Raw genomic sequence first — 12,741 nt, forward strand, 5'->3', positions numbered from 1 at the left:
ATCCATCCCTCAGGATGGATTTTAGACTGTTAACGCACTTCTGCATTCACTTTTTCTTCAAGTGATGCTTGGATTTTTTCCATGTAGCGTGCGACTTCTTCGTCGGTCAAGCTATCTCCTGGATTTTGGAAGGTCAAGCTGTAGGCCATGGACTTCATACCAAGTCCTAGTTTTTCACCTGAGAAGACATCGAAAAGTTTGATATCTGTCAAACGTTTCACGCCAGCAGCTTTGATGGCGTCTACCACATCTTGGTGAGTCACTTCTGCTTTGAGGAGAAGGGCGATATCACGGCTGACTGCTGGGAATTTAGTAATTTCCACAAAGGCTTCTGCTGGTTGAAGGGCTGCCTCAATAGCCGAAAGGTTAAGCTCGGCTACATAAGTTTCAGGGATATCATAAGCCTTAGCAGTGACTGGATGCACTTGCCCAAGGAAACCAAGAACTTGGTCGCCGAGTGAGATCAAGGCTGTACGTCCTGGGTGAAGACTCTTAATCTCTTGCGTTGCTGTATAGGTCGCTACAAAACCCAAACGAGTAAAGAGTGCTTCAAGGATTCCCTTAGCATAGAAGAAGTCAACAGGAACAGCTGCTGTTTGGAAGTCTTTTTCAGCGACTAAACCAGTCAAAGCAAAGGCGAAACTGTTGATTTCATTTGGCAAGTCTTCTTTTGGGTTACCTGTTTGTTCAAAGACTTTTCCAATCTCATAAAGAGCCAAGTTTTTATTCTTACGCGCTACGTTGTAGGCAACTGTATCTAAAATACCTGAAACCATATTTTGACGGAGGACCGAACGATCCACAGTCATTGGCCACATGAGCTCTGTCAAATGAGTTGGTTGAATGGTAAACTCAACCGCTTTTTCAGGAGTTGTCAGTGCATAGGTGATGATTTCAGTTAAGCCTGCCCCTTCTGCAATGGTACGAACTTGACGGCGCAATTTTTGTGTCGCTGTTAATTCACCTGCTGTACCATCGTCTTTTGGAAGACTGGTTGGCAAACGGTCATATCCATAGATACGAGCGATTTCTTCAAAGAGGTCTGCTTCGATAGTGATATCCCAACGGCGACGTGGAACGCTAACTGTGAAGGATTCTGCATTTCCAGAAAGGCCAAATCCTAGACGACGGAAAACATCCTCTACATCCGCGTAGGAAAGCTCAGTACCAAGGACACGGTTAACGTCTGCAAGAGTTGAAGAAACTTCCACATCAGATGTATCCAAGTGGCCTGCTGAAACGATACCCTTCCGCACGGTCGCACCAGCCAATTCCGCAATCATACTTGCTGCCGCATCAAGGGCTTCATTAACGGTTGCCACGTTGATTCCCTTTTCAAAGCGAGAAGATGATTCTGAGCGAAGATTGAGGCAACCACTTGTCTTACGGATAGATTTGCCATTGAAGACAGCAGCTTCAAGAACTACACGAGTAGACTTTTCAGAGATTTCTGTAGCTTGTCCGCCCATGACACCTGCAAGGGCAACAGGTTTATCAGCAACAGTAATGACTAAGTCAGTTGTTTCCAACTCACGCTCTTCCCCATCCAAGGTCACTAATTTCTCACCAGCACGTGCTTCACGCACACGGATGTCGTTTCCTTCAAAGGTATCTAAGTCAAAGGCATGCATAGGCTGACCAAAGTAAAGCAGGATATAGTTGGTCACGTCGACGACATTGTTAATAGGACGAATACCTTCGTTCATGAGGAGGTTTTGCAACCATTGTGGACTTGGTGCAATCGTCACATTGTCCAAGATACGGGCTGCATAGTAAGGCGCCTTGTCTGTCTCAATGCTGACAGAAAGAGCATCCGCTGCAACTTGGTCTGTTTCTGTTAAAGTAAATTCTTTAAAATTGACTGACTTGTCATAGATAGCTGCTACTTCGTGAGCTACCCCACGCATAGAAAGAGCGTCTGCACGGTTTGGAGTGATGGAAAGTTCGATGATTTCATCATCCAAGTCTAGGTAAGAGAAGACTTCCTCACCTGGAACTGCATCATCTGGCAAGATTTGGATGCCATCTGCAAATTCTTTCGGTACAACAGAGTCAGAAATTCCTAATTCACCAAGTGAGCAGATCATTCCGAGAGATTCCAAACCACGGATTTTCCCTTTTTTGATTTTGTAGTTGTCAGCGATGCGAGCTCCTGGAAGAGCCACCATAACCTTGATACCAGCACGCACATTCGGTGCACCACAGACGATTTGACGGGCTTCTTCTTCGCCAACGTTAACCTGACAAACATGAAGGTGAGTTTCTGGCACATCTTCACAAGACAAGACTTCACCGACGACAATTTTTGAGAGACCAGCAGCAGGTGATTCCACGCCTTCTACTTCGATCCCTGTAGTTGACATTTTTTCAGCCAACTCTTGTGATGGAACATCAATGTCCACCAATTCTTTTAACCATTTATAAGATACAAGCATAATTTAATTCTCCAGAATGACAGTTGCCACTCTAGTTTTTTTCCTTTCCTATCATTTCATTAGAAGAATCATCTTCTTACCTTAATTTCTTTTTCAGTAACCAATCCGTATCTACCTTTTGCCCAACCATAAAACGATGTTGACTAAATTTTTCAAAACCATATCGATTATAAAATGCTTGAGCTTTTGTATTATGCTCCCAAACACCTAGCCAAGCCCAGGAAAAACCATTTTTTTCGGCATGTTCCAGAGCGAATTCAAATAGTTGCTTACCAAGTCCAAATCCTTGATATGTTTGTAGTACGTAGAGGCGTTGAATTTCAAAAGCGTTCTCTAATTCTCTCTCGGTTTGAGCATTACCCCAGTTGACTTTGAGAAAACCAGCTATCTCCTCTTCATGCATAATGAAATAGGTTTCGGAGTCAGGATCTTCCAACTCAGTTGACAAAACTCTCAGATTATAAGCCTCTTCAAAGTATTCCTGTAACTGCTCTTCCGTATTATCATGAGCAAATGTTTCACGAAAGGTTTGTTTGGCAATTTTTGCTAACACCTCAACATCTGCTATTTCTACTTTTCTAATCATTATTTAAACTGTTCTGAGAAGCGGACATCGCCTTGGTAGAATCCACGGATATCGTTGATTCCGTAACGAAGCATAGCGACACGCTCTTGACCAAGACCAAAGGCAAAGCCAGAGTAAACAGTTGCATCAATACCACTCATCTCAAGGACACGTGGGTGAACCATCCCGGCACCCATAATCTCGATCCAACCTGTTTTCTTACATACGTTACAGCCGGCTCCTCCACACTTGAAGCATGAAACATCCACCTCAACAGATGGCTCAGTGAATGGGAAATAAGATGGGCGTAAACGAATTTGACGCTCTTCACCAAACATTTTTTGTACAATCAACTGAAGGGTTCCTTGAAGGTCCGCCATAGAGATGTTTTTACCAACAACCAAACCTTCGATTTGGTGGAACTGGTGACTGTGGGTTGCATCATCCGTATCACGACGGAATACACGTCCTGGTGAGATCATCTTCAAAGGACCTTTTGAAAAATCATGGGCATCCATAGCACGCGCCTGAACTGGAGACGTGTGAGTACGAAGCAAGATTTCTTCTGTGATATAGAAAGTGTCCTGCATATCACGAGCTGGGTGATCCTTTGGAAGGTTCATACGTTCAAAGTTATAGTAGTCTTGCTCCACTTCAAAACCATCCACTACTTGGTAACCCATCCCGATGAAGATATCTTCTATTTCTTCACTAGTTTGTGTGAGGACGTGACGGTGACCAGTCGCAACTGGACGACCTGGAAGTGTAACATCAATGCTCTCACTTGCTAGTTGAGCTTCCACTTTCTTTTCTTCCAAGAGCTTAGCTGATTCTTCAAATGCAGCTGTCAAAACATCACGAGCTTCATTGACGTGTTTCCCGATAACAGGACGCATTTTTGCAGAAACATCTTTCATCCCTTTCAGGATTTCAGTAAGGGAACCTTTTTTACCAAGGACAGAGACGCGCAATTCTTGCAGCTCTTTTTCATTTTCAGCAGAAATCTGCTTCAAGCTAGCTAGCGTTTCTTCACGAAGCGCTTTTAATTGTTCTTCAATAGTTGACATAATTCCTCCATCAGTCACTCGTAAGATAAAAAGAAAACCACATGTCAAAAACTCCACTCGGAGCGTTGACACGCGGTACCATCCGTTTTTATCTGACAAGCCAGACCTTTATTTCTGAATCCATAGGCAAGTGAATTCACCCAGCTTTCATATAGAGAGCTTTCAGTCACGGCTCTCCTCCCTGATATACTTCCCCTGAGATACTAGTCTTGCAGATTCCTATTTAATTATTATTCATTTTATCAAATTTCAAGCATTCTTGCAAGGTGTTTTGCGACTAATCAACATAGTCTCCACCTTCAAAGCCGTAATACTCTTCCAAACTGAGGCCACTTGCAGCGATGTCCTTGGCTTCTTTCCCGACGTAGCGAAGATGCCATTCCTCAGCCATATAGCCTGTTTCTTTTTCCTTACCTTTGAGGTAACGAACGACAAAGCCATAGTCTGCAGCATGGTCCAATAGCCATTGGGCAGCCTTTTCTTCAGTCACTAAATCTCCATTTGTTCCAATTAGGTCAAAGGCAAGGCCAGTTTGGTGTTCACTGTAACCAGGTCTTGCAGAATAACGGTCAGCCTCAGCCTTGCCATCTTTATCTACATAGTTTTGATAAAGCTGAGTTTGAGTTTCATAACTTCTAAAACCACTATAGTTGTCGCTAATCGGGAATCCTGCTTGTTGCATAGCTGCAATGAGTTTCAACAGTTCTGCTTTAGCGGTAGGATTTTCCCCTGGATTATAGTCTTTTGACATAGGATAATGCTTATTAGCGACAACAATCTCATCGTACTTGCCTTGAATGCTGTAGTGATCTCCTTTGTCTACTACTTCTGCTTTCTTTTGACTAGCTGCCTGAGACTTACTTCCCGCAGTTCCTTCTTGGACAGTTTTTTCTTCCGTTGAAGTCTGAGTTTCTAAAGTTGCTGGCTTTTCTTGTGAGCAAGCCGCTAATGTCAAGGCTAATAATCCTGATAATACAAGATATCTTTTCTTCATCTTTAATCCTTTCATTTTACTATCTGGTTTAAAGTTTCTGATAATGTCGCAATCAAGTTTTCCAGTCTCCGATCTTTAACGTGATATTCCTCAGCAACCATTTCTTCCCATGGGACCCACCAAACTGGACCACGACCATTAAGACCATGTCCCTTCATATCACCCTCTCGTCTCGGAAAAATATGCCAGTGGACATGGGCATCTCCATTTCCCAACAACTCTACATTCATCTTTTCAGCAAAAAAGGCCTTAGAGACAGCTTCCTGAACTAAGCTCATTTCCTCTAAAAAGCGGAATTTGACAGTTGGATGCAGATGATGTAATTCTGTCACATGTTCTTTTGCCAGGAATAAAGTATAGCCTTCAAAATACTGGTGGTCTCCGATGACAACATAGCCTGTTTCCAGTTCTTTTACAAAGTAGGGATTTTCCCCTGCCTTAATCAATTCAATTCGATCACAAATCAAACACATATCAGTCCTCCAACTCACTCTTGAGATAAGCGTCCACCATACGCTCGGTAGCAAGAACAGAATCAATATGAGTTCGCTCGTAAGAGTGACTAGACTCGATACCCGCTCCGAGAAGAGCGTGTTTGACTTCTGCTCCAGCTGACATAGCTGCAGAAGCATCCGAACCGTAAAATGGATAGATATCGAGTTTAAATGGAATGTCTTGGTCTTTTGCTAGGGCAACCAGATGTTGACGGAATTCATAGTGGTAAGGTCCAGAAGCATCTTTGACACAGATTGACACTGTGTACTCATCCGTCTGCTGGTCATCTCCCATTGCTCCCATATCTACTGCTAGATATTCAACAACTTGACTTGGGATACTTGAGTTAGCACCATGCCCCACTTCTTCAAAGACTGAGAAGGCAAAATGCGTAGTGACAGGAAGTTCAATCCCTTCTTCCTTATAGACTTTAAGGAGATTTAGAAGGATAGCTGCACTGACCTTATCATCCAAATGACGCGATTTGATAAAGCCTGTCTCAGTTACGACAGTTCGTGGGTCAAAGCTGATAAAGTCACCAACCTCAATACCAAGTGCGCGTGTTTCTTTTTCATTGGTCACTTTTTCATCCAAACGTACTTCCATATTGTCCTGCGTGCGTTCAGCAGTACCAGCGTCCTTATATACATGACAAGAAGTCTGGTGGATCAAAATGGTACCTGAAATAGTCTTACCTGTACTAGCCACATGAACTGTACAGTTTTCGCCTTCAATCATGTTCCAAGGATAACCACCGATACGATCCATTTTGAGACGACCGTCTGCTTTAACAGCACGAACGATAGCTCCCAAAGTATCTACATGGGCAGTCACATAGCGTTGTTGTTCGTCATTTTTACCTTTAATGGTAACATTCACTCCACCTTTGGCAGTACGGATTGGTTGATAACCTAGTTTTTCAAGAGTCTCAACTAGATAATTCGTAATTTCACGTGTAAAACCTGTTGGCGATGCGATAGCAGTTAGTTCTTTGATATATTCTACAGTTTGATTCATTTCTTCACCTCTTGCTACCATTATATCATTTTTTACATCTTAGTATGTGTGAAAATAGAAAACTAGGATAATTTGAATATAAAAGTATTTTATGGTATAATAAAAGCAGTTCTTAAGAAGAAAGGAAAAAATATGAATAAATTTTTCAAAATGACGCTTCTCTTAGCTCTACCGCTGGCATTCTTGTTGGGATGTTCAAAACAGTCATCAACAACTTCTAACTCTTCATCAACTGAGGTAAAAACCACTGAGGCTGAAACAACTGAAAAGAAATCAGAGTTAAAAACTGTAACTTTTGTAAACGATTCTCAGCCTGGTGTCCAGTCAACATTGACCTATACAGTTGACGGTGATAACGTTGTGAAACAAACTGCTCACAATGTCGCTGACCCCGAAGTCCTAAACAATACTGCAGATGATTTAAAAAATTTTGTCGAAGAAACCTACAAAGGATATAAGGGCCTCAAGGGGGTAACTTTATCTGTCGAGATTAAAGATGGTAAAGTCGTACAAGATCTTGAGATTGACCTTTCAGTTGCAAGCATTGACGAACTTAGAAAAGCTTTACCAGAAGAATACTCAGGTGTAGGGAAAAACGTTAGCTTTAAAGCCTCTAAGAAAATGTTAACAGACCTTGGTTATAAGGAAAAAACTAACTAAGAGTAATAGAAAAAAACTTGGCCAACGCCAAGTTTTTTTTATTCCATCTCAAAAGCTTCACTCTTTTGCTTATTTGGAAGAACAAGGGAAAGTAAAATCCCAATAATCGCTGGTACTAACCATGGCAATGAAGCCTTAGCAAATGGTAGAGCATTCACAATGTTGACAAGGAAGGTCACCTCAAATGAACTTCCCAAGACACTAGCTACGGCAATAGCTGTAACAAGACCCATCGTCAATTGCATGCCTGGTTTTGAAAGTGGTACAAACTTGTTCACAATCACAATCATAACAATCACAATGGTAATTGGATACAAGATAACTAGGACGGGGATAGAGTATTTGATGATTGCATCAAGACCAAGGTTGGCAATTGCAAAACCAATCAAGGTAAAGACAGTCGCATAAACCTTATAGCTGAGTTGTGGGAAACGTCCGTTAAAGAATTCAGCAGTTGAAACAATCAAACCTACAGTAGTTGTAAAGCAAGTAACAGTTACCATAGCTGCTAGGAATAATTGAGCTGTTGAACCAAAGATTTCTTGAGTCGCTTGTGACAAGATATAAACCCCTGGAGTTCCACCCTTCATCGCTTCTTCTGTCATTGGGAAGTGATTTCCAAGGAAACCTAGGCCAATGTATAGAGCACTAAAGCCAAGCGCTACGACAATTCCGACTACCCAAATGGTTGAGATGTACTCTTTTTTACTAGAAAATCCAAGTTGTTTCAAGGTTTCAACCGCGATTACACTAAAGGCAACAGATGCGAGAGCATCTAGAGTATTATATCCTTCAAGGAATCCTGCTCCAAATGCTGAAGCTTGATAAGCTGCTGTAGCTGCTTGTGGAGCATTTCCACCATATTTGAGGGCTCCAAGGATTACCAAGATGATAATTAAGAGGGCAAAAACTGGTGTCAAAACACGACCGATACGATCCAAAATCTTTGAAGGATTAAGCGCGATTAAGAATGCTGCAACAAAGTAGATAAGGGTAAAGACAATCAAGCCTAGACCTTTGTCAGCATCTGCCAAGAGGGGACTAATCCCTACTGCATAAGAAGTTGTTGCAGTACGTGGAATGGCAAAGAATGGACCAATCGACAAGTATAAAACTGCTAGATAAATCGTTGCAAACCAAGGGGAAATCTTTGTAGAAATCTCATAGATATATCCCTTAGGATTTAAGGTCCCGATGATCAAGGTCAAGACGGCAAGTCCGACACCTGAAAGTACAAATCCTGCAATGGCAGGGAGAAAGTGTTCCCCAGATTGAGCACCTAGAGTAGGGGGGAAAATCAAATTACCCGCACCAAAAAATATTCCAAACAGGAGTAATCCTGTTAAAGCACCTTTTTTAGCCATAAACTCTCCTTATATAAAATAAAATACTTTCTTAGTATAACATGATTAAAGGCTTGAAAAGGCTATCTCGGAATAATTTTAAAATGTTTTCAATTTTCTGATTTTTAGAGCAAATAAACTCCCTTTAAAACCTTTCTTATTTTCGGTCTTAAAGGGAGTTTTTTCTTATTCTAAGGCATCCATGCCACCTTGGACATTGATAACCTCATATCCTTGTTCTGCTAAAAATTGACAAGCGCGTGCTGAACGCATTCCTGATTTACAAATCACGTAGTAAAGATTATCCTTATCTAGTTGTTTATAAGTATCAGCTAATTGGCTGAGAGGTAAATTACGAGCGCCTTCTAAATGAAGAGTCTCAAATTCCTCTACTTCTCTCACATCTAATACAGAAAGCGACTCTTTCTGGTATAGTTGGTAAAAATCATTAAAAGTAATTTCTTTCATTTTTCTTCTCCGAGAATTTTTTGAATTCTTTCTTTCAAGTCAGGCAAAACATCTGCTTCAAACCAAGGATTCTTTTTCATCCAGATTTGGTTCCGAGGTGACGGGTGCACCAAAGGGTAATAATCTGGCAAATAATCCTTAAAGCGATGCACACGGTCCGTTACCTTGCCACTGACCTTTTCATGCAGATAGTAAGCCTGCGCATACTGGCCAATCAAGAGTGTTAATTGAATATCTGGCAATTCCTTCAAGAGTTTTGGATGCCACTTTTCTGCAAAACCAGGTCTGGGCGGTAAGTCACTAGATTTCCCATGTCCCGGAAAATAGAAATCCATGGGCATGACAGCAAAGTAACCTGAATTGTAAAAAGTATCTTCGTCCACCCCCAACCACTCTCGCAAGCGGTCGCCACTTTTATCCTTCCAGTAAAGTCCTGCTTCTTGAGTTTTGAGACCAGGTGCCTGCCCAATGATATTGATTCGAGCAGTCTTTGGTGCTGCAAAAAGAGGTTGGATGCCTTGCTCAGTATAGCTGGCATTCTGTGGATCCTCTATAATAGCTTGCTTGATTCTTTCAATTTGAGACATTTTCTCCTCCAAAAAGAAGTCTAAGCATTAAATCTCAGACTTCTATATCATTATTTGATCAATTCATAGATAGCTTCAGCGTAGATGGCTGCTGCACGGAAAAGATCGTCCAAGGCGATAAATTCGTTGGCTTGGTGCATAGTATCGATAGAATCTGGGAACATAGCACCGTAGGCTACACCACGCTCTAAGAGACGTCCGAAGGTTCCACCACCGATAACTTGTTCATGCCCTTTAAGCCCAGTTTGTTTTTCATAAACATTTAACAAGGTTTGGACAAGTGGATCTTCCATTGGTACATAGTGAGGTGTGTGTCCATGTTCAGAAAGGCTAACTGAAGCAACTGGCAAGCTTTCAAGAACTGACTTGATTTGCTCTGGACTTGTTCCTTTTGGATAACGGAAGTTAAGGGCAATGGTATTGTCTGCACTTGTTTCATCAAAGCGGAAGACACCAGCATTCATAGAAAGAGCACCCATCTTTTCATCCACATAAGCCACTTTCAAGTTTTTGCCTTCATGGTCATTTAAAAGAATCTTACCAGCAATGTCAAGGAAGTCTTTTGCAGGTCCTTCAAAAGCAAACTGGCTGAGGAAGAGGGCTAGATAAGTTGCACCATTGACACCTGAAGCAGGCATAGCACCGTGAGCAGATTTACCAATTACAGTCACCTTGTACTGACCGTTCTCTTCTTGGATTTCTCCTCTGAGTTTGTGCTCTGCAACAAATGCGTCTAGTTTCGCTTGCAAGTCAGCCAAGTCACCTGAAACAACTGCAGTTGCTGATTCTGGCACCATGTTTTCACGCAAACCACCTGTGAAACTGTGAAGACGAGCTGCACCCTTGTTTTCACCAGCAAAGTGGAGGTATTCTGTGATATTTCCTTTTTCACCATTGATGATAGGGAATTCAGCATCTGGAGAGAAGCCAAAGTCTGGCTTCGCAAGTCCTACATGCTCAAAGTAGTAGTCCATATCTGCCCAACCTGATTCTTCATCAGTTCCGACGATAAAGCGAACTTTTTTAGAAGTCGGAAGTCCCAATTCTTTGATGATTTTCAAACCATAGTAACATGCTGTTGTTGGACCCTTGTCATCTGAAGCACCACGCGCATAGAGACGACCATCTTTGATAGTTGGAGTGTAAGGATCAGTGTCCCATCCGCTACCTGCTGGCACTACGTCCATGTGGGCAAAGATTCCGAGAACTTCTTCCCCTTCACCAAACTCAAAATGTCCTGCATAGTTATCGACATTTTTTGTTGGGTAACCATCACGGTCTGCGATTTCAAGGAATTTCTCCAAAGCTTTTACCGGACCAGGTCCAAATGGGTGCTCCGCATCTGCCTTACTGTCATCGCGTTCTGAGTTGATTTCCAAAAGGCTAAACAAGTCAGCCAAGAGGGCTTCTTTACGTTTTTCTACTTCTGCTGTAAAATCAATAACTGTCATTTTTACTTCCTATCTTTTTTCGATAATTTCATCTACTGGCAAGCGGTAGCTTGGTTCCAACTTCTCGTCTGTGTATCCTACTGTGATCAAAAGTTCTGGACGGAAGCGTTCTTCAATTTCCAAAACTTCATTAGTTTTTGATTTGTCAAAGCCAAGGATAATGTTTGAACCGATTCCCTGGTCAGTCAATGCAAGAACTAAGTTCATAGCAACTAAACCTGCATTAAGGGCTAGGTAGTCACTGATTTGTTGTTCATTGTAACGCGCAAACTCTGCTGGAAGATTTTTCATAAAGTACTGAAGTTGTTCTTCTGAGAAGTTCTTTGCTCCACCAACACGGGCAATCTTGCGAGCTCGTTTAGCTAGGTCAGTATCTGTAAACAAGGCAATGGTTACAGGGGCAGATGCTACCTGCTCAAAGTTTGAACCGTAAGCCAATTTTGCTAGTTCAGCATTTCTCTCTCGAACCACAACAAACTTCCAAGGCTGACTGTTGTGAGCACTCGGTGCCAAGGTTGCGATTTCAATAGCCGTACGCACATCCTTGGGATCAACTGGTTTATCAATAAAATGCTTAGTCTCATGACGTTTTTTATTTAACTCAAGAAATTTCATAATTGATTTCCTTTTCTATTTCTACTGCTTCCATTTTACCACATTCTGAAAGAGCTTGCAGAGATTTTTCATTTGTGACCTAAATTATCTTTTTCTTATCTGATTTAAATTTTAGATTACAAACTCAAACTGAAAATTATAATATTTTTCTATCACTTCCATAAAAAATATATATTGGCTATTTGATTGATTGTCTGGTAAGCTAGATACCATTAAGTAAAGGAGACACACATGAAAAAATTATTCTTATTATTAGCCATTAGTCCCTTGTTGGTGGCCTGTGGACAATCTAAACAGGATAGTGCTTCAACTTCTACTACTAGCCCTAAAACCATTGTCGTAGCCACTGCTGGAGACATTCCACCTTTTGATTTTGAAAAAGATGGTAATTTAACTGGATATGATGTTGAAGTTTTAAAAGCGGTCGATGAAAAACTAGATCAATACAAGATTGAATTTCAAAAAACAGCTTGGGAGAGTATCTTCCCTGGAGTTGATGCTGGCCGTTACCAAGCTGCTGCCAACAACTTGAGCTACACCAAAGAGAGAGCCGACAAATATCTCTACTCCCTACCTATCGCAAAAAATCCTTTGGTTCTCGTGAGCAGAAAAGACAAGGCTCTTACCTCTCTTCAAGACATCGCTGGTAAAACTACACAGGATGACACTGGAACTTCTACTGCCAAGGTTGTTACGGACTGGAATCAAAGCCACTCCGACAATCCTGCTAACATCCAATACTCTGGTGAAGATGTCGCTAAACGCCTGACTGACCTCGCCAACGGTGAATTTGATTTCCTAATCTTTGATAAAATCTCTGTTCAAAAGATTATCCAAGACCGAGGTTTAGACTTGAACGTAGTCGAATTGGAAAGCAATGACAATCCAAACAACTACATTATCTTCTCAAGCGACCAAAAAGAATTTAAAGAACAATTTGACAAGGTACTCAAAGAACTCTACCAAGACGGAACCCTTGAAAAACTCAGCAAGACTTATCTCGGTGGTTCTTACCTACCAGATGCATCAGACTTAAAATAAAAA

Annotated in this window: 13 protein-coding genes; 2 read left to right on the top strand and 11 right to left on the bottom strand. The window is 41.6% G+C overall.

The features are described from left to right. Positions 1-29: 29 nt before the first annotated feature. From pheT to LG369_RS06360, 6 genes are all read right to left on the bottom strand, one after another. Positions 30-2,435 carry a phenylalanine--tRNA ligase subunit beta gene (gene pheT / locus LG369_RS06335; protein WP_225750639.1) on the bottom strand — a complete coding sequence of 802 codons (2,406 nt, stop codon included), beginning with the start codon at positions 2,433-2,435 and terminating at the stop codon, positions 30-32. A 76-nt stretch (positions 2,436-2,511) separates the two neighbouring features. Next, positions 2,512-3,021, bottom strand: coding sequence for a GNAT family N-acetyltransferase (locus LG369_RS06340; protein WP_225750640.1), 510 nt, complete (start codon positions 3,019-3,021; stop codon positions 2,512-2,514). Then, positions 3,021-4,067 carry a phenylalanine--tRNA ligase subunit alpha gene (gene pheS, locus LG369_RS06345; protein ID WP_225750641.1) on the bottom strand — a complete coding sequence of 349 codons (1,047 nt, stop codon included), beginning with the start codon at positions 4,065-4,067 and terminating at the stop codon, positions 3,021-3,023. Before pheS ends, LG369_RS06340 begins: the two co-directional genes overlap by 1 nt. 277 nt (positions 4,068-4,344) lie before the next feature. Beyond that, the gene (gene ldcB, locus LG369_RS06350; RefSeq protein ID WP_225750642.1) at positions 4,345-5,061 is read right to left on the bottom strand and encodes an LD-carboxypeptidase LdcB/DacB; all 717 of its coding nucleotides are present in this window, start codon (positions 5,059-5,061) and stop codon (positions 4,345-4,347) included. Positions 5,062-5,072: 11 nt separating this feature from the next. Continuing rightward, on the bottom strand, positions 5,073-5,534 hold the full coding sequence (locus LG369_RS06355; protein WP_225750643.1) for an HIT family protein: 462 nt from the start codon (positions 5,532-5,534) through the stop codon (positions 5,073-5,075). A gap of 1 nt (position 5,535) precedes the next feature. Next, entirely contained in the window at positions 5,536-6,573 is a 1,038-nt protein-coding gene (locus LG369_RS06360; protein ID WP_225750644.1) for a M42 family metallopeptidase, read from the bottom strand. Between the two features lie 132 nt (positions 6,574-6,705). Between LG369_RS06360 and LG369_RS06365 the strand changes: the two genes are divergently transcribed. Continuing rightward, complete coding sequence (locus LG369_RS06365) at positions 6,706-7,233, top strand: DUF1307 domain-containing protein (RefSeq protein WP_225750645.1); 528 nt, start codon at positions 6,706-6,708, stop codon at positions 7,231-7,233. Positions 7,234-7,271: 38 nt separating this feature from the next. Here the strand turns inward: LG369_RS06365 and brnQ are convergent, their stop codons facing one another. The 5 genes from brnQ to LG369_RS06390 form a co-directional block, all read right to left on the bottom strand. After that, a complete protein-coding gene (gene brnQ / locus LG369_RS06370; protein ID WP_225750646.1) occupies positions 7,272-8,597 on the bottom strand; it encodes a branched-chain amino acid transport system II carrier protein in 1,326 nt (441 codons plus the stop codon). Positions 8,598-8,762: 165 nt separating this feature from the next. Beyond that, positions 8,763-9,044 (bottom strand): rhodanese-like domain-containing protein, encoded by a 282-nt coding sequence (locus tag LG369_RS06375; protein WP_006152169.1) that lies wholly within the window; start codon positions 9,042-9,044, stop codon positions 8,763-8,765. Further along, a complete protein-coding gene (locus LG369_RS06380) occupies positions 9,041-9,631 on the bottom strand; it encodes a uracil-DNA glycosylase family protein (protein ID WP_225750647.1) in 591 nt (196 codons plus the stop codon). The genes LG369_RS06375 and LG369_RS06380 overlap by 4 nt, the downstream gene beginning before the upstream one ends. Positions 9,632-9,681: 50 nt before the next feature. Continuing rightward, positions 9,682-11,082: a dipeptidase PepV gene (gene pepV / locus LG369_RS06385; protein WP_225750648.1), complete on the bottom strand. Its 1,401-nt coding sequence runs from the start codon at positions 11,080-11,082 to the stop codon at positions 9,682-9,684. Between the two features lie 9 nt (positions 11,083-11,091). Next, positions 11,092-11,697 carry a nitroreductase family protein gene (locus tag LG369_RS06390; RefSeq protein ID WP_225750649.1) on the bottom strand — a complete coding sequence of 202 codons (606 nt, stop codon included), beginning with the start codon at positions 11,695-11,697 and terminating at the stop codon, positions 11,092-11,094. 231 nt (positions 11,698-11,928) lie between these two features. On the opposite strand from LG369_RS06390, the gene LG369_RS06395 reads away from it, so the two are divergent. Beyond that, on the top strand, positions 11,929-12,738 hold the full coding sequence (locus tag LG369_RS06395) for an amino acid ABC transporter substrate-binding protein (RefSeq protein WP_225750650.1): 810 nt from the start codon (positions 11,929-11,931) through the stop codon (positions 12,736-12,738). Positions 12,739-12,741 lie beyond the last annotated feature (3 nt).

The organism is Streptococcus sp. Marseille-Q4154 (assembly GCF_916700545.1).
Classification (GTDB): Bacteria; Bacillota; Bacilli; order Lactobacillales; family Streptococcaceae; genus Streptococcus; species Streptococcus infantis_I.